This window comes from Paenibacillus qinlingensis (assembly GCF_031455095.1).
GTDB classification, from domain to species: domain Bacteria; phylum Bacillota; class Bacilli; order Paenibacillales; family NBRC-103111; genus Paenibacillus_E; species Paenibacillus_E qinlingensis_A.
The window spans coordinates 1-17,921 of record NZ_JAVDSB010000014.1 but is presented as its reverse complement, the minus strand read 5'-3'; the positions used below and the strand labels follow the sequence as shown (position 1 = coordinate 17,921).

Genomic DNA, 17,921 nt, shown 5'->3' with positions numbered 1-17,921 from the left:
ACTTTTGGATGATGAGGAGGGGTTATTGATGGATCAGTGGATTTCGTTTGCACAGGATCGTTGGTATTTAATTGTAGGTGCTATTATTGTTCTATTTATTGTGATTGGTATTGTTAAAACCGTGGTGAAATGGGTAGTTGTTCTTGTCATTGTAGGGGCGCTTGTCGTTTATGGAGCGAGCTATAAGGATAAAATAAAGGATATTGGGACAAGTGTTGTTTCCCAAGTCAGTGACGATATCAAGGATAAGGCAGTCAGTGCCTTAACGTCCGAGGCTAAAGAAGCCAAATTTAAGGCGAACCCGGATGGTTCTTTTTTGATCACGACGAAAAGCTTGCAGGTAGAAGGTAAATCAGGATCGGACGAAGTACAGGTGACGTTTCTCGGGAAATCCTTCAAAATGAATGCCAACGCAGCTGTGAATGCATTTATTGAACAAGCCAAGAAAAATAGCTAATGATTTCGCAGGTCAGCCTAACAAAGGAAGGTGAGTACACATGACGGATACCACGTGGTTGTCAAGCTTATCTATCAATCTCATATCCATCTTGATCGTTCTCACCATTGCGGCTTCTGTGCTGCAGGGATTTTTCCGTGGCGGCTCTGGCTCGGCCAGGCATTTTGTAGCCATGTTGGTGGAAGCTGTGCTCGCTGTCATATCTCTGTTGATTGCATGGAAAGCCGTGCAGCTGATTTCACCTTGGATTCAGACATGGTTAAAAGATCAGAATCTGCAAATTCCAGTGGTTGATGTAAGTGCGATAAAACAAGCCTATTATACCGTTATCACTAGCTTGCGTGATTTTCCATTACTCCGTTTCGGAGTTTTATTTATCCTTGGTTATGTCATTATCAAACAAGTTTTGAATCGCTTGGTGGATGTATGGCTTGGACGTTGGTTGGCTGAACGGTATGCCATGCCGAGACAAAGTCATTCCGTACTTAGTTCAGTTTCAGGCGGTGCTATTGGTTCTATAGCTGGATTTGCTAGAGCGCTTATGCTAATCGCGATTTTATTCATCTATGTTTCTTTGTTTCCCCACTCGTTGATAACTCCCTATATTGAGTCCTCGGCCATGTATCAAAAAGGAGCTAAAGAGGTCATTTCACCGTTTACAGGTGATTTTATAGCAGAGAAGGCGCCTGTATTCACACGTGCGGTTGAGCAGGAATTCACCAATATTTTACAACGGAAATATGAAGTACTTGATGCGAAAATCCCTGGCAATATCGCAGATGCGGCGAAAGAAATCACGGCGAATGCGCAGACAGATGAAGAGAAAGCCAAACTGCTGTATAGTTGGGTTGGCACTCGAGTCAAGTATGATTGGAATAAAGTGAAATTGTATGAAGAACAGCGGATTTGGAAGGAACAGACACCAGAAGATACGTTTAATACCAAAGAGGGTGTTTGTATCGATTACTCTAGGTTATATGCCCAAATGGCCAGATCGATTGGACTGGATGTGAAAGTAGTCACGGGTTTAGGGTATGATGGACAAGGGGGTTATGGTCCTCACGCTTGGAATGAAGTGTACCTGAAAGAAACCAGTAAGTGGGTACCTCTGGACTCAACTTGGGTAGCAAGTGGTGCGAATTGGTTTAATCCGCCTAATTTTGATCAAACTCACGTGAGGGACGTTTAGCATTAGGCTTGTTAGAAGGAGACGATATGCGAAAAGAATTAACATCATACAAGATGATTTATTTGGATGCAGGTGACACCTTAGTAACGATTCCTGCGGCACAAACAATTTTAAAGCAATACTTAGAATTGCGCTCTGTTGACCGAGATGAAGCGCATATTCATGAACTTTTTACAGAAGCATTTCGTCTATTTTATTATGTTGAGAAAAAAGATAACTTCGTGGTATGCAGTCCTGAGTCAGATCGTGAATTCTGGGTTAACCTATACCACTATGTCCTGCATAAACTAGGCATTCATGAAGATTGGACAGAGGAAGAAATTTTCAACTGCTGTCATGAGCTTTATGACATTTTCACGGCGCCAAAGTATTACGATTTGTTCGATGATGTGAAGCCATTTCTAGAAGCACTGCGCGTGAGAGGCTTTCGAATCGGTATTATCTCTAATTTTGCTCCAACGCTGAAAGCCATTCTGGCAGACAAAGACGTATTGCACTATTTTGACCCGGTACTTGTTTCCACAGAAGTTGGCTTAGAGAAGCCTGACCCCGCAATTTTCAAGCTTGCGCTGCAAATGGCGGACGTTGCGGCTGAGGATGTGCTGTATGTCGGAGATCATGAGACGAATGATATATGGGCTCCTAATCAAGTAGGCATTGATGCTGTTCGTATCATTCGGTACCCTTACCATACGGGAGATGGGATTCGTTCTCTGCTCGAACTGATTCAGGAGCCTGCCGGCGATGTACGAGAGAAAGGATATGAACCCGCATGAAATCATCCATTATGGATGATCCGAAGAAAAAAGAAATCACTAAAAAACGGCACTTTTCGTTTCGGATCAATATATTTTTCTTCGTTACCTTTTTATTGTTTTCCGTGCTAATCGTGAGGTTAGCGATTCTTCAATTCGTTCAAGCCAAGGATCTGAAGGCCGCGGAGAATACCAATACGAATCAAACCAACAAGATCGCTCCGATTCGCGGTAATATTTATGATTCAACAAAATCTCCGCTAGCCTACACGATTCCGGTGCAGTCCTTATTTTTCCGTATTGAACCAGGTCAGGATAAGGATGCTAATATTGATTTAGCCAAGCGCATCAAGCGGGATGTTTTTGACCCATTTGCTAAACCCAATACCGTTAGCCCGACAGCTGAAGAGATTGTTCTTGCGATGGATTTGGGCTATGACATTAATAAAAATAAAGTAAAAGACCCAAGCTACTATTCCGTTCCTCGCCGTATTAAAGCGGATTTATCCAATGCTGAAATTGCATTTTTGCTGGAGCATCGTGATGAATTCAAAGGGCTGGAAGTAACGGAAGAAAGTATCCGTACTTATGAAGTGGAAGAAGATAAAACGACAATTGCGACGCAATTAGTCGGGTATACGAATGCTTTTTCAACCCAAACTGCGAAAGAAATCTATAAGGATAATCCGAATAGTGAAGAATATTTAAGCAATGAAAATGTCGGTTTCGACGGCATCGAGCGGATGTATCAGGATGAGCTGCGAGGCAAGAACGGGAGCAAGAAGTACCCCGTGAATGCTGCGATGAAAATCATTGGAAGAGCCGAAGTTACAGCTCCGATTAAAGGAAATAATCTGTATCTGTCCATTAACAAGGACGTTCAGAAGGCGACGGAAAAAATGCTGAAAGATCATATCGCCTACCTTCGACTTCCTACCCATGCCAATGATTTGTATATGAAAACGGGTATGAAGGCTTCTTCGGGCTTTGCGGTTGCCATGGAAGTGGATACGGGCCGCGTTATCACGATGGCGAATTATCCAGATTATGATGCGAATGCTTGGACAGGCGGTATATCGCCTACGATTTACAAGGATATTAGTACGTTTATTTCCAATGGTACGATCATGACGGCCAAATCGAAGTATCCGGATGAGAAAGAAAATGCAAAGCATCCTTCTTCCATTGTTTTCATGGGATCGACGATTAAGCCATTATCTGTCTTAATTGGTTTGAAAGAGAAGTTGTTTACAGCGGGGCAAAAATATTATGATTCAGGCACATTTACCTTCGGTAAAGATGGCAACAGTGCCATTTCGAACTCAGGAAAAGCTGCCTATGGTCCAATTAATGCAGCAGAAGCAATTGAACATTCCTCGAATACGTATATGTCAGCATTTGTAGGCATTCCATTTTGGAACAAATTCGGACGTGAGAATTCGAAAGTAACGGCGAAATGGGCAGAATATCTAGCTAAGTTCGGTATGGGTGTGAAGACGGGCAGTGGGCTGCCAGGTGAATTCGCAGGCTCCAATGACTTTATCAAAAATGCGGAAAAAGACAGTTATCAATCGGCCATGGTCTATGCTTCTTGGGGTCAGAATGAGAAAACGACTACACTTCAGTTAGCGCAGTATACGGCTACACTGGCGAGTCGTGGCAAACGGATGAAACCTTTGTTCGTCGATGAAATTCGTGATTACCAAGGTGAATTGGTGAAAAAGGTGGAGCCGGAGGTCCTCGAGGATGTATCGAAGGAGTTCGCTCAAGCTGATTGGAATACGATTATCCATGGGATGAAAAGCGGCGCCGAAGGCATCGAAGAATTGCCATTCAATGTCGCGCGTAAAACAGGTACCTCTACACAGGTTGTAGCAGGTGGATCTGTAGAGAATGCGGTACTTATCGCCTTCGCTCCGGTCGAGAATCCGAAACTGGCTGTGGCGGTTGTTATACCTGAGGGTGGATTTGGACGCTACGGGGCTTCGCCGATTGCGGCGAAAATCTTCCAAGCGTATGACGCGGCGAACGATGGTATTTTGACAAAGCTTGGCGGCGGGAAGAGGCCGTGGTAAGGAATAGGAAAAGAGGGAGAGCTTGCTGCGGCAAGCTCTTTTTTGTGATATGCCGAGCCCGAACCCCACTTCACTGGGGCTAGTTGGTGAACAGGAGTCCCTTTTCAGCAGCATGCACCAGTTACTCTCCAACCGCATATCCTGTATCAAGGGGGGAGAACTTGCTCTACCCTAAATGTTGCCCTAACTCAACTTTTATGCGTGCAGGAAAGGTGGTCGATCCATTTGAAAAAAAGGCGGTTGTCTGCTTCTTTAAAACGACTTATCATTTCCATCATTTTTCTATAGGCATCTGGGTTTTTCGATTTTCGTACCCTCATGGTATTTCCTGAATGGCGGGCTGATATGGTATACTAATATATCGGTTGTCCAAGAGAAAGAATGATGAGAGTACGGAGGAGTGAGTCTCACCATGTGTGGTATTACGGGTGTAATGTATTTTGAAGATAGAGAACCAACTGAGGCAAGTTTGAAGCAAATGACGGATGTGATCGTTCATCGAGGACCGAATGATGAGGGCTTCTGGACAGAGAATCGCATTGGCTTAGGATTTAGACGATTATCCGTTATTGATATTAAAGAAGGCCATCAGCCACTAGCGAATGAAGATGAAACCGTCTGGATTATTTTCAACGGTGAAATTTATAATTACAAAGAGCTGCGCACGATGTTGAAGGAGCGCGGTCATATTTTCCGCACGCAGAGCGATACGGAAGTTATCGTCCACCTTTATGAGGAATTCGGCGAGGATTGCGTGAAGCACATGCGTGGTATGTTCGGTTTTGTTATTTGGGACCGCAAGAAAAAGCAGCTGTTCGGAGCGAGAGACCACTTCGGCATTAAGCCGTTTTATTATCATGTGAGCGACCGTCAATTCCTGTTTGGCTCGGAAATCAAGAGCTTGCTGGCGGCCGAAGGCATGAATCGGTTGATCCATACGGACAGCTTGCTGAATTATTTGACGTTTCAGTATGTACCAGAGCCGCATACCATGTTCGAAGGCATCTATAAGCTGCCTCCAGCGCATTCAGTTACAATTACGTTCGAAGGCAAAATGACCCTACATAAGTATTGGGATCCGATGTTCGAACCGGAAGAAAAGCCATTTGACTATTATGTGGAACAAATTCGTGAAGGCTTGAAAGAGTCCGTCAAGCTGCACATGGTCAGCGACGTGGAACGCGGATGCTTCCTGTCGAGCGGGATCGATTCGACGGCGATTGCTACGCATATGCGGAATATCGAACCGATCCGCACGTTCTCTGTTGGCTTCGAAGGTTCCAACAACGAGACGCCGATTGCGGCGCAGACCGCTGCAACGCTCGGCACAGAGCACTACGATAAAATCATCACGCAGGATGATTTCTTCGCGACCATGCCGAAAGCGATCTGGCACCAGGACGAGCCTGTTGCCGATCCTTCGGCCATTGCCCTTTATCACGTGGCGCAGCTTGCACGTGAGCAAGTGACGGTCGTGCTGTCCGGCGAAGGCGCGGACGAGCTGTTCGGCGGCTATCGCATTTATCGCGAGCCGCAGTCGCTCAAGCCGCTCGATGGGCTGCCGCCATCGGTGAAACGGATGCTGAACCGCTTCGCACGCATCCTGCCGAGCGGAGTGAAAGGCCGCAACTATGTGTTGCGGGGAACGACTCCGCTTGAGGAACGGTTCCTCGGGAACGCCAAAATCTTCTCCGAGGATATGAAGGCAGAAGTGCTTCGCCTTGATAGCGAGATGCTGCGCGCCTACAAGAATCCCGTGCAAATCGCCGGGGATTACTATAACAAAACAAAGCATCTGGATCCAGTAAGTCGGATGCAATACATCGACATGAACTTGTGGATGCCTGGTGATATTCTCATGAAGGCTGACAAAATGACGATGGCACATTCCCTGGAGCTTCGCGTTCCCTTTTTGGACAAAGAGTTGTTCGAAGTGGCTCGCCGGATTCCAGCGAAATACCGCATTGCGAATGGCACGACGAAGTATATCTTCCGTAAAGCGATGGAAGGGATTATTCCAGATCCGATTCTAAATCGTCCGAAACTAGGCTTTCCTGTGCCACTCCGGGATTGGATGAAGGGTGCGATGGGTGACATGGTCATGGAGCAAATCAAGTCCAGCGGAATCGAGGATTATATCGATATCGAGGCGGTTGAGAAAATGCTTCATAAGCACCGGATTGGTCAGGGAGACTACGCGAGACGCTTGTGGACCCTCTATATTTTTGCTCTATGGCACAAAACGTTCATGGAAGAACTGCCGAAGAAAGTACTCACTGCTTACTAGGTAGACATCATACAGGCTGCATGAGACTAGGAGTTGACGAGATTGTGGGTAAGTATAAATTAATCGCGCTCGATATGGATGGAACCTTGCTGAATGAAGACAAAAAAATATCTGCCGAGAACCAGGCGGCTATTCGCGAAGCATCGTCACAAGGGAAAGTTGTTATTATGTCTACAGGTCGTGGAGCGATAAGCGCAATGCCTTACATTAAAGAGCTAGGGCTAACAACACCACTTGTCGTTGTGAATGGTAGTGAAGTGTGGGCTTCGCCAGATCGGTTACTGAAACGTACTTTAGTACCGATTGAAACGATTCGTGACTTGCATCAGCTAGCGGTAGCTCATGACTGCTGGTGGTGGGCTTATTCGGTGGCAGGCGTGTTCAATCGTGAAAGTGAAGGATTGCATTTGGATGAGCATGAATGGCTTAAATTCGGTTACTTCACAGACAATGCAGAGAAATTGCAACGCATTCGCGAAGTTGTGGCGAGCTGGGGAACGCTTGAAATCACCAATTCGCATCCATCGAATTTAGAGATGAATCCACTTGGCGTTACGAAAGCTAGTGGTGTTGAAACGGTGTGTGACTTCTTGGGAATTTCGATGTCTGAGGTTATTGCTATGGGCGACAGCGAAAATGACATTGCGATGATTCGTGAAGCTGGACTAGGCATTGCCATGGGAAATGCGCAAGACGAAGTAAAGCGAATCGCCGATATGACGACGGTTACGAATGATGAACATGCGGTTGCACAAGTTATTCGCACTTACATGCTTGCCTAGTTTAGAGAATGTACTGTCCTACAAGGACCGTGAATCCGTTTAAGATAAATGGAGGAATGAACTGAGCATGATTACCTTAGGCTGGATTGTCGTTATTCTTTTATTTGTTGTCGGAATGGTCGGTGCCATCTATCCGATTCTGCCTGGCGTATTAGCCATTTATGCTGCCTTTTTCATCTACGGCTGGCTGATCACTTGGGAGCACTTCGGCTTGTGGTTCTGGTTAATCCAGACCTTGATCGTCATTATTATTATCGTGGCGGATTATGCGGTTAGTGCACTAGGTGTCAAAAAGTTCGGCGGCTCGAAACCGGCAATCGTCGGAAGCACCATTGGTTTGATCATTGGTCCATTCGTGATTCCAGCGTTCGGGATCATCCTAGGTCCATTCATCGGTGCCGTAGTGGGTGAATTAATTGCTGGAACCTCTTGGCAGAACGCTATTCGCGCAGGAATTGGATCCGTACTTGGTTTTTTCGCCAGCTCCGTGGTCAAAATTGTTTTGCAGCTCGCTATGATTATTATTTTCTTCTTGTGGATCTTTTGAGGCCTAGATAGACGTAATATAACTGTAAGAGAGAGAAGGAACGGACTTGACGAAGGTAACCAAAGATTCCCTTGTAAAAGGGACGCTCATTCTCACCGTAGCCGCGCTTGTAGCGCGGTTTCTCGGCGTTTTCCAGCGTATACCGCTGGTGCATTTGCTGCATGAAGAAGGCATGAAGAGTTATGTGATCGCATTTAATTTGTATTCAGTTTTATTGGTCGTTGCAACAGCAGGCATACCCAGTGCATTAAGTAAAATGGTAGCCGAGAAACGTGCCATCGGTAGACCGCACGAAGCACAGCGCATCTATCGAGCTGCGATTTGGTTTGCGGTTGTTGCAGGTGCAGTCATGACTATATTGCTGTACGTTTTTGCCCCGATTTATGCTGAAAGCATATCGCAAGGTGGTCCTGACGCAACGTTAGCTACGAGGGCGATCGCGCCAGCCATGCTTCTATTTCCCCTTATCGCGATCATGCGGGGATATTTCCAAGGACGTCAGAATATGATGCCTAACGGCATTTCACAAGTCGTGGAACAAATTTTTAGACTCATTGTCTCGATTACATTGGCCTTTTTCTTACTTGATATCTCGCTTGGATGGGGTGTAGCGGGGGCATCATTTGGAGGCGTGGTTGGAGGCGCAGCGGCTCTAGCTGTCATGCTGTACTATGCTGTAAAGCTGAAACGGGCGGATGCACAAGAACAGAAGCAACCAGCTGTTTCACAAGCCGCGGCAGAGGAGATAGGAGCTGCTCGGTCGAATGATCATCCCGTTGAATTGCTCCGGTACAGAGATATTTATCGCAGTTTATTGAGGCTCTCGATACCTATTGTGATATTCTCGGTGACGGTTACGCTAGTGTATCTAATTGATACATCCATGATCATCCCACTCCTACAAGATGCGATCGGTACTAGTGAAGCCTCACGATTAGTAGGTATTCTAGGTGGACGCGCTCAACCGCTAGCGGGGATTCCTATTATTTTGGCCATCGCGTTGAGTCAATCCGTTGTACCTATTATTTCGGCTGCTTATTCGCGTAAAGATTTGAAGCAGGTCGGACAGCAGACAACACGTGTGCTTCAACTGGCTATCCTTTCGGGCCTTCCTGCAGTACTCATGATTAGCATTGCAGCGAGACCGCTCGACTACTTCCTCTTTGGCCTAGAAGACTCAGCTTTCGGTATGGCCCATGGACCTGCGATGATCTCCTTGCTAACAGCGGGAGCGATGTTTCAGATCGTCATGCAGACCTCAGGAGCCGTTCTGATGGGGATGGGACGGATGAAGCCATTAATGGCTCATGTTGGTGTCGGCATCGCAATTAAGCTGCTTGGCAGCTTCCTGCTAGGGCAATGGTTCGGTATTTACGGTATCATTATCTCCACAGGATTATGCTTTATTGCCATGTCGTGGCTCAATATCCGCACACTTCGTAAAGAGGTATCGTTTACGATTCTGGGACGTCGTTTTGGCGGACTTATCGTAACGATTCTGGTGATCGGTGTTCTAGGCTTTGCGGCGGAATGGCTGACGCATACTTATGTGCTGCCTACACCTTGGTTCCGTTTAAATCAAGGTATCCAAGCGGTGTTAATTTGCGGATTCACTGTGGCTTTGTACCCTGTTATGCTGATGCTTACACGTGTGGTGACGAAGGATGATGTGAAAAGCTTCCCTTCACCCGTACAGAAGCTCATCGCGAAGGCGAGTGGGTTGTTAAAGCGATCTTAATCGGTTAAGTATCGCTAACGCATGAGCTTCTTAATCGCTTGTGCACTAACAACAGCGAGTTCTACTTTACTTAATCCGAGGCACATATCACGTGTCAAATCGTAAGATTCCGGAACAGCGAAGGATTGCATATGTTGCAAAGGTTCCTTTAACTCCGTAAACCAATCCCCACGCTCAACCGGCGCCAGTGGCCTGTCAGGCCATGCTGAATGAAGCGGAGGACTATAAAAGGGTGCTGCGCCTTTCTTAAGGCTGTAGCCATCGAGCCTCTCCTGATACTTGAGATCAGGAGGGGTTTTTCGTATTTGTGCAAATAGATGAGGCCAGTAATCAGAACGTGACCCCGTATGGGGAGTTGATGCTGCAAAAGCTATTGCACCTTGAAGGATGCCTGGTGCCCAAAACAGGATGGCGTATAAGCTTTTGCCGAATTCAATGCGTTCAGAGAGGTTCTTAAAATTTTCAAGAATTAGGCCTGCGAGATGTGGTTGTGGTAGATCGACCGAAGCGGAACGAAAAGGGAATCCGACTTGATTGAGCTGCAGCCAGGCTTGTGTTTTGAACTGAGGCGTATTTAAAACCGTTTGTTTGTAGAGCGGATTCTGAACGACGCGATCCTCGACATAATGCTGCTCATTGACAATCAATCCAAGGGTGAGAAGTGTCGTATCTTGATATAACCAGAAATCCTGCCAAATGGGCATCATCCAGGCGGATATATGCAAATGAGGAAGCAGATGAAATAAATTAAGCTTCCTTCGTTTGCTTTCGGCATAGAGCAGCAATTGCGGGTAGGCATCTTGAAAAATGAGAGCATTCGCGCGCTCAAGAAAGGCAAACAAATGCTCTGTGGCTTCGTTGTTCAATAGATGAGGCAGCAATTCGCCACGCAAATCGGTCATGCACCAGCCCCCATTGCGGGATACCATGTGGGCTAACAACGCCCAGTGCAGCTCTGGGAAGTCTCTGTAACAAGTCCAGTAGGCTTGCGTGCGAGTCACGTTATTACGATTATGGGCTTGGGTCTTGGCGACGATCCGGGCAACAATCTCTTGCTCATACGCTGTGATGGCGGGAGGAATAACGCCTGCTTGCAGCAAAGCATGCTGATGGCGCAAAGCTTTTTCTAGTCTCGCTAACATTGTCGGCGTGATCTCGATAGTAGGAGGCGAAGCTGTCTGCTCTGCATCTGACGAGGTAATTAACTTGGCGGCCTGCTGCTTCACAAGCTGAGCAAGGGCACCAGGCAATCCTCGCATTTTCGCATATACGCTTAGGTTCTTCTTATTCTCCGGTGGAAGTTGTACTCGCATTGTGGCCTCCTTTCTTGTGCGAAATCCTTCTTTCTATTATTTGCATGTTGGGTTCGTGGTATGTCAACGGTGTGGAATAAAGGGGAGAGAGTATCTGAATATACCAAATGTTGACAGATAAAGTGTATGAGTAGTATAGTACACATATAGTGTATGAACCACTTAGTACACACACTAAAAAATTCCAGTTTTACCTAGAAAGGATCATAGGAGATGGGTAGATGAACATTACGTTTAATAATCGCGATCCCGTTTATCTGCAGGTTGTCAGGTATTTCAAGGAGGAGATGGCCACTGGCAGGCTTAAGGGTGGACAAGAAATTCCATCCAGACGTGAGCTAGCGGGGCTGCTTCAGATCAATCCGAATACGGCACAAAAGGCTTATAAAGAAATGGAGGAGCAGAAGTTGATCACAACTGCAGGTAATTCCCCGAGTCGGATAACGACGGATAAGCTCATATTGACTACGATTCGTGAAGAACTCATTGAAGAAGCGGTTGGCGTATTCGTTCAGTCCATTAGCAAGATCGGATTGCCAACTGATGAATTGCTGCGTTTCGTTAAAGAAAAGTATGAAGCTGAGCGCGGAAGGGAGGTTGCGGAATGATAGAAGTAGATGGGCTTGTAAAGCGATATGGACGGAAGCAAGTGTTGGACAACGTTTCCTTTACTGCGGAGAGAGGCCAAATCACCTGTTTAATTGGCATTAATGGTGTGGGTAAATCGACGATTATGAAGGCAATCATGGGTTTGACTCCTTTTCAGCGTGGAGAAATTCGTGTGGATGGTCGGATACCAACTTCGAAATCGTATGAGAAAGTTGTCTTCATTCCTGATACGTTAACGATGCCCTCTCACATGAAAATCAAAGAAGCCATGCTATTTATGAAGGATTTCTATCGGAACTGGAATGAAGCGCGGGCGGAAGAGTTGATCGCCTTTTTCAAATTAAATCCTGAGGATCGACTTTCGAGCTTGTCAAAAGGAAATTCAGCGAAAGCGAACCTTTTGCTGGGACTTTCATTGGATGCGGACTATCTGTTGATGGACGAGCCTTTTTCAGGGATTGATATGTTCAGCCGCGAACAAATCACGGGTGTATTCACAAGTCATTTGATGGAAGACCGCGGTGTTCTTATTACGACCCATGAAATTCAAGATATCGAGCATCTCATTGATAAAGTCGTTTTGCTGGATGGAGGGCGGGTTCGCAAACAGTTTTATCCAGAGGAAATGCGCTCAAATGAAGGAAAGTCCGTGGTGGATGTCATGAGAGAGGTGTATGTGACTTGAAAACCTTTATCAAATTGTTGAACTGGGAACTGGTACGGTTTAGCAAACTATATGGTGCCCTGGCACTTCTGTTAGTAGTATCTCAGTTTGTGGGGATTTGGCTTACCGCCCAATCGTATCTCAGTGATGCTCATGCTTGGGTGGACCGAAATGGTGGAACAGAAGCGCAATACGCAGAAAAGTTTCAAAAATTGAATCTTGTTTTTATGTTTCAATCGGTCTGGTACGAAGGAGCCATCAGTTTATGTGCAATCGTTCTTGTCCTTTATATTTTTATGATTTGGTACAAGGAATGGTTCGGCCGAAATACGTTTGCGTATCGACTGCTTATGCTGCCAACTTCACGAATGAACGTATATTACGCTAAGTTAAGTGCAATTGTGTTGTTTGTATTTGGTTTTGTCTCTCTACAATTTGTGCTGATTCCACTTCAATTGGCCTCCTTCGTTTCCTTCATCCCAGCTGAACTACGAGTAGAGGTTACGATTGGAGAACTGATTCGAAGAGATCCTTTGCTGAATTTGTTTATGCCTAGCTATGTTATTCAATTTATTTTATATTATGGAGCTGGCATTCTCGGTGTTTTTGTACTCTTCACGGCCATTCTTCTGGAACGAAGTTACCGATGGAAGGGTATCGTTGCAGGTGTACTGTACGGTGCGGCGGTTCTGATCGTGATCGTGTTGCCCCAAGAAATAAGTCAATTAGGAGTTACACTGCCTCTATTTCCAAGTGAAATTGTGTTGCTGCAGGCGTTGATTGGACTGTGTATGATTGCCCTTTCAATCGGATTTAGTTCGTATTTGCTGCGAAAAAAGGTGACAGTGTAAATTCTCGAATTCTCGAAATTCGGGTGAAGGGCTTTCAAGACAATGCTTAGGAGGTGCACGCATGAAACGATACTGGCTGCTTGCTACACTGATACCTTTTTGTGTACTAGCTTTGGGAACGTATTATGTGTCAGGTACTAGTGATCAGAAGCAGGAATATGTGTTGAAAACGATGAAAGGCATAGAAAGCGATGCTGCTGAGCTGCAAATTAAGGTGAATATGGATGGCATCACGACAACAGTCTCTACGAAAGGGAGCGAGTCGGATGTCGAGCAACTCTCCTATTTGGATAGGCTTGATGCTGAATCTTACTATGATGAAGATTTAAGACGGCTAGTCAATGAGCATCGTTCTTTCATGCGAGGGAAGAGTGATGTGAATTCCTTTTATGAGGATGATCAGGTACTTGCGTATGTGGGGACTGAAGCTCACAATGATGCATCCAAGAAGCAATCTGACCGGTTAACCATTTCAATCATGGGGAAATTGGACCAAGAAACGACTTCGTTTCATGTTCGTGCAGACAAGAAAAACGATGAATATATAGGTATCCATGACGTTCAGGTCAAAGACCAGACCATGAAGGTACTTGTGAATCGTATGCGAACCGACAAATATCCGCAGTTCTATCATGTCGGATACGATATGTATACGATTGATCTAACAAACCAAAGCTTGCTGAAAAGCGAGAAGATCCTGGCTGCCGAGACACAAGCGAATGAAATAAGAACGACTACATGGTACATATCGAGCAATGATCGGATTGGCCCAAGTGGGTATGCGATATTTGATCGCAGTGAAAATAAAACGATAGATAAGGTCGGCGAAAGTCAGACCGTAAAGAGAAATGAAGGGTTAGTAAATCGGGAGATTCGCGTATACGATATTTGGAACGGACAATGGTGGACACTGCAGAGTGAGCCGCTGCATAGCTTTTTGATGGAGGATAACTCGATGGGGATGTCTATCCAGTATGCTAATCAGGAGCTATCCTTGGCTGCTATATCGGAAAATAAAGACACTCACGTCATGGTAGTACAAGTAGCGGAGAATAAAGTGATTCGTGATGTGCAATTACCGCTTCAAGCGATTCAGAAAGAGTGGGGCAGAGTCAACTATAGCTTGGTAGAGAAGGATCGATTGTATCTACTCATGTCTGGTCGTCCTAATCCAGCTATTGCTATCGTTGAGCTGCAAACGGGGAACATCCTCTATCAGGGAGAAGTTGAGCGTAAGAATCAGAAAAGTATTGGCTATATCAATGCGTACGGAATCAAAGTGCAGAACTAAAATTGAAGAAATAAAAGGTAGAAACCCCCCTAATCATGTTGATCAGGGGGGTTTGTATGTCATAAATGGGGATAAGTACCGAGGTGAATATCCAATTTCAGGTAAAGATTCTTGCATAAGATATCTTAATCTATGAGTGGCCTGTGAGGTGATTCCCATCCGGAAACGAAAACGTCTTGAAAAAACGGTCCGCAAGTCAAAAAAGGACAAAGAACGGCTGTGCAAAGCCAAATATGTCTCGAAGACTTATTTTTATTACACCATTTCAGACGGAGACAAGCGTTGGTATACGGAAGAGGATCGTACCAAAGGCTACGGCGCTCAATCGATTCCAGATCCGAAAACGGTGACCTTCGCACAAGTCTTCGTTAATGGTGTACTTCAGCCTAGTACGCTCTACCACATAGATAAAGGCTCTATTATGTTAACCTCGAAGGATGTGCCTGAAAAAGGTGTTCCCATCATCGTGCAATGTATTCGCGTTTACAAGCGAAGATCGGGAAGGGGGTGAATTAGATGGCAGCCTCACTTATTAAACTTTTTGTTACAGCTGCGTTGGCGAATGCGCCAGTTGCTTCGGGTGGTGTTGTGACAACAACCGTAGATCCCGATGTGACGAGATACAATGCAGTACTTGACGCAGGCATGATTGGGGGTACGGAAACCACGATTCTTGCAGAAGATTTTCTTGATGACAATGGTGATCCCTTACTCGCGAACGAACTACCAGCCTTACCTACTAACGGATATATTAACGTGTATGTCAATGGTGTGTTACAAGAAGCGGGTCTCTCGACGCTAACAACGGCTTCCTTGGTGTTAGATACAATCTTAGCAGTCGTTGGTACACCTGTCGTTCTCGAAGTTGCAGACTTCTCCAATACAAGCTCTGCGATTACTACTCCACAAACCATTTCTGCGCCAGCAATTAACGTTACAACCTAAGGAAAAAACAATCTTACATGACGCCATGTAAGATTGTTTTTTTTGTTAGTTGTCCAATTCTTCATTTGTTTGCTGCGCGGCACTAGCTTTAGGGAGCCGTCCCGAACGGAGGAGCGCTTCTCGGAGTAAATATTCAATGTGTCCGTTAACACTTCGGAACTCGTCTTCAGCCCATTGCTCTAGAGCTTGGTGGAGCTTCGGATCAAGTCGAAGTGGGAAGTTTTTCTTGAGAGCCATACCATGGCCTCGTTAATACAACGTTCCGGTATTAATGACCGGAGTTGCAGAACGATCAGATACAATCGCAACAAGCAGATTGTTGATCATGGCAGCTTTTCGCTCCTCGTCAAGCTGCAAACCTTTGGCTTCCAATTGCTCAACAGCCAATTGAACCATGCCTACGGCACCTTCTACAATAATCGAGCGAGCAGATAAAATGGCGGAGGCTTGCTGGCGTTGCAGCATGGCGCTGGCAATTTCCGTCGAGTAGGCTAGATGCGTTAGACGAGACTCAATGACCTCGACACCTGCAACTGAAAGACGTTGCTGAAGCTCTGCGCTAAGTTCAGCCGCAACTTCATCGGCATTGCCTCTTAGCGAATAGCCTTCCGTTTCGTAGCGGTCATAAGGATATTTGCTGGCTACATGGCGTAGAGCAGTTTCGCTTTGAATTTCTACGAATTTCTCATAGCTGTCCACATCGAACAAGGCTTTATACGTATCCACCACTTTAAACACGATCACAGCAGCAATTTCGATCGGATTTCCATCGATATCATTCACTTTTAATTTGACACTGTTAAAATTGCGAACACGCAGCGAGATTTTCTTATGAGAAGAAAAAGGGATAACGAGCCATATCCCGCTTTTACGAATAGTTCCTAGATAGCTCCCGAAAAAAGTAATGACAGTAGCTTGATTCGGCTGAACAACAGTGAACGACGACAGCGAGATGATGCTAACGACAATTAAAATAGCCCCAATGAGAAAGCTTTGTTGTGTGAAACTATAAATGCCTAGCCCAAGTGCGGCGAAAAATAAGAGTAAGCCAATAAAGCCATTGACTGACCCTGCTTTAACTTCTTTCATAGATGTATTGCCTCCCTTAGTTTACATATTATTTTGATATTTATATGATATCACTTTTAACTTTAATTGTAAAATGTAAACATGCGGCCGCGCTTGGCCTCATGCAATTAATCAAGGGAAATAAAGATTATTAGTGGACAATAGAGTTCGTTAGTGTTTGTTCACTTTTGTTAATAACCGCTTTTTTAGGTTTAGGGGTTAATAAATGAGGAAATTGCTGCGCTAATGGTAGCTAAGAAGAAAATCGAGCACTCGTTGCTTGCTCAGCTAATGAGCAGAATAATGGAACAAATTGTCTGTATTCCTTCGTATTCATCACATGATAAATTAAGAACATTACAGTAAAGAACGTATGGGGTGAATAGGGATTGGGTAAGTTTATGGTTGTTATTTTAACGGTCGTCTTCTTATTGGCAGGATGTTCAAGTGATGAAAAGCCAAACGAGCACAACGTAAAAGAATTACCGATTCGCTCACATGCAAAAGTGGTGGCTGAAGGAGATTTTGTCTATCGCCTTGTGTCAGAGAAGTCAGTATACACCGAAGGTGAGAAAGTAGAGGTCTATGCAGAGTTGGAATACGTGGGAGATGAGCCAGAGATTAAAATAGCCCATGCTGACTCACCGTTCTATTTCCCGATGAAAGAGAAAACGAGGAACTACGATATCGGGTACGGTATGAAAGAGCCTTTACGCGTGACTGTCCTAAAAAAGGGAATACCACTGAGAGAGATATTTAAGCCCCGTGGTGGATATAGTTCGGACGATCAAAAAGAATATGTAGACTACATCAAAGCTTTATGGGAGGCATCCAATAAAGGAACGCTACTTCAGGGGGACTACCAGGTAGCTGGAACAGCTATGTTCAATCCCTTAAATGAATCGATGGTGAGTCAAGAAAGTTTTCGCTTAAACGCAGAGATCGAGTTTTTAGTGGAAAAACCTAAGAATAAAGAATGATAAAAAGGGTTAGGCGCAACGAAAGAGTCAAAAACAGGGTGGAGTTAAGCTAACTGGCGAAGTACGACAAGTTCTGCCATAAGCACTAAACAGTGCGAAAAGCAGGAGACTACAGCAGTAATCTTAACTTTACAACCGAGGATGGGAATGACGGAACCATGTATCTTGAAACCATCCCGCCAATACTCCTGCGCGCGTCATATTTAACAGTACATGAGGTGTGAAGTACAGGTAGATTCGGCAGAACGAAGGCTAGAGCCATTTTTTTAAAAAGGTATGCCAACGGATATGTCGCGTGGCTGAAAAACTGGATACGGTGAGAATGTTCGCATAGAAGCGAACTGACGAACTCCCGAATGTACAGGTCTAA

Annotated in this window: 18 protein-coding genes; 15 read left to right on the top strand and 3 right to left on the bottom strand. The window is 45.2% G+C overall.

The window, feature by feature from the left end; all coding sequences use genetic code 11:
* Window positions 1-28: 28 nt before the first annotated feature.
* The 8 genes from J2736_RS26035 (at window position 29) to J2736_RS26000 (ending at window position 9,830) form a co-directional block, all read left to right on the top strand.
* Window positions 29-457, top strand: a complete 429-nt coding sequence (locus tag J2736_RS26035; protein ID WP_310501512.1) for a hypothetical protein — start codon at window positions 29-31, stop codon at window positions 455-457.
* A gap of 40 nt (window positions 458-497) precedes the next feature.
* Window positions 498-1,646, top strand: a complete 1,149-nt coding sequence (locus J2736_RS26030) for a transglutaminase domain-containing protein (protein WP_310501511.1) — start codon at window positions 498-500, stop codon at window positions 1,644-1,646.
* Window positions 1,647-1,672: 26 nt separating this feature from the next.
* A complete protein-coding gene (locus tag J2736_RS26025) occupies window positions 1,673-2,422 on the top strand; it encodes an HAD-IA family hydrolase (protein ID WP_310501510.1) in 750 nt (249 codons plus the stop codon).
* On the top strand, window positions 2,419-4,476 hold the full coding sequence (locus J2736_RS26020; protein ID WP_310501509.1) for a peptidoglycan D,D-transpeptidase FtsI family protein: 2,058 nt from the start codon (window positions 2,419-2,421) through the stop codon (window positions 4,474-4,476). The genes J2736_RS26025 and J2736_RS26020 overlap by 4 nt, the downstream gene beginning before the upstream one ends.
* 412 nt (window positions 4,477-4,888) lie before the next feature.
* Complete coding sequence (gene asnB / locus J2736_RS26015) at window positions 4,889-6,763, top strand: asparagine synthase (glutamine-hydrolyzing) (protein ID WP_310501508.1); 1,875 nt, start codon at window positions 4,889-4,891, stop codon at window positions 6,761-6,763.
* Complete coding sequence (locus J2736_RS26010; RefSeq protein ID WP_310501507.1) at window positions 6,709-7,545, top strand: Cof-type HAD-IIB family hydrolase; 837 nt, start codon at window positions 6,709-6,711, stop codon at window positions 7,543-7,545. Before asnB ends, J2736_RS26010 begins: the two co-directional genes overlap by 55 nt.
* Window positions 7,546-7,612: 67 nt before the next feature.
* On the top strand, window positions 7,613-8,092 hold the full coding sequence (locus J2736_RS26005; protein WP_310501506.1) for a DUF456 domain-containing protein: 480 nt from the start codon (window positions 7,613-7,615) through the stop codon (window positions 8,090-8,092).
* A 46-nt stretch (window positions 8,093-8,138) separates the two neighbouring features.
* Window positions 8,139-9,830: a putative polysaccharide biosynthesis protein gene (locus tag J2736_RS26000; protein WP_310501505.1), complete on the top strand. Its 1,692-nt coding sequence runs from the start codon at window positions 8,139-8,141 to the stop codon at window positions 9,828-9,830.
* A gap of 14 nt (window positions 9,831-9,844) precedes the next feature.
* On the opposite strand, the gene J2736_RS25995 is transcribed toward J2736_RS26000, so the two are convergent.
* Window positions 9,845-11,143 (bottom strand): DUF2515 family protein, encoded by a 1,299-nt coding sequence (locus J2736_RS25995; protein ID WP_310501504.1) that lies wholly within the window; start codon window positions 11,141-11,143, stop codon window positions 9,845-9,847.
* 221 nt (window positions 11,144-11,364) lie between these two features.
* Here J2736_RS25995 and J2736_RS25990 point away from each other — a divergent pair, with 221 nt between their 5' ends.
* The 6 genes from J2736_RS25990 to J2736_RS25965 all read left to right on the top strand — a co-directional run bounded on the left by J2736_RS25990 (window position 11,365) and on the right by J2736_RS25965 (window position 15,503).
* On the top strand, window positions 11,365-11,751 hold the full coding sequence (locus J2736_RS25990) for a GntR family transcriptional regulator (RefSeq protein ID WP_310501503.1): 387 nt from the start codon (window positions 11,365-11,367) through the stop codon (window positions 11,749-11,751).
* Window positions 11,748-12,437 carry an ABC transporter ATP-binding protein gene (locus tag J2736_RS25985; protein ID WP_310501502.1) on the top strand — a complete coding sequence of 230 codons (690 nt, stop codon included), beginning with the start codon at window positions 11,748-11,750 and terminating at the stop codon, window positions 12,435-12,437. The genes J2736_RS25990 and J2736_RS25985 overlap by 4 nt, the downstream gene beginning before the upstream one ends.
* Window positions 12,434-13,267 carry a hypothetical protein gene (locus J2736_RS25980; RefSeq protein ID WP_310501501.1) on the top strand — a complete coding sequence of 278 codons (834 nt, stop codon included), beginning with the start codon at window positions 12,434-12,436 and terminating at the stop codon, window positions 13,265-13,267. The genes J2736_RS25985 and J2736_RS25980 overlap by 4 nt, the downstream gene beginning before the upstream one ends.
* Window positions 13,268-13,328: 61 nt before the next feature.
* Window positions 13,329-14,558 (top strand): hypothetical protein, encoded by a 1,230-nt coding sequence (locus J2736_RS25975; protein WP_310501500.1) that lies wholly within the window; start codon window positions 13,329-13,331, stop codon window positions 14,556-14,558.
* Window positions 14,559-14,706: 148 nt separating this feature from the next.
* Window positions 14,707-15,069 carry a DUF4183 domain-containing protein gene (locus tag J2736_RS25970; protein ID WP_310501499.1) on the top strand — a complete coding sequence of 121 codons (363 nt, stop codon included), beginning with the start codon at window positions 14,707-14,709 and terminating at the stop codon, window positions 15,067-15,069.
* Between the two features lie 5 nt (window positions 15,070-15,074).
* On the top strand, window positions 15,075-15,503 hold the full coding sequence (locus tag J2736_RS25965) for a DUF4183 domain-containing protein (protein WP_310501498.1): 429 nt from the start codon (window positions 15,075-15,077) through the stop codon (window positions 15,501-15,503).
* Window positions 15,504-15,548: 45 nt separating this feature from the next.
* On the opposite strand, the gene J2736_RS25960 is transcribed toward J2736_RS25965, so the two are convergent.
* The gene (locus tag J2736_RS25960; protein ID WP_310501497.1) at window positions 15,549-15,740 is read right to left on the bottom strand and encodes a type II toxin-antitoxin system antitoxin; all 192 of its coding nucleotides are present in this window, start codon (window positions 15,738-15,740) and stop codon (window positions 15,549-15,551) included.
* A 12-nt stretch (window positions 15,741-15,752) separates the two neighbouring features.
* On the bottom strand, window positions 15,753-16,592 hold the full coding sequence (locus J2736_RS25955; protein ID WP_310501496.1) for an SPFH domain-containing protein: 840 nt from the start codon (window positions 16,590-16,592) through the stop codon (window positions 15,753-15,755).
* Between the two features lie 368 nt (window positions 16,593-16,960).
* Between J2736_RS25955 and J2736_RS25950 the strand changes: the two genes are divergently transcribed.
* Entirely contained in the window at window positions 16,961-17,551 is a 591-nt protein-coding gene (locus J2736_RS25950) for a hypothetical protein (protein WP_310501495.1), read from the top strand.
* The last annotated feature ends 370 nt before the right edge of the window (window positions 17,552-17,921 follow it).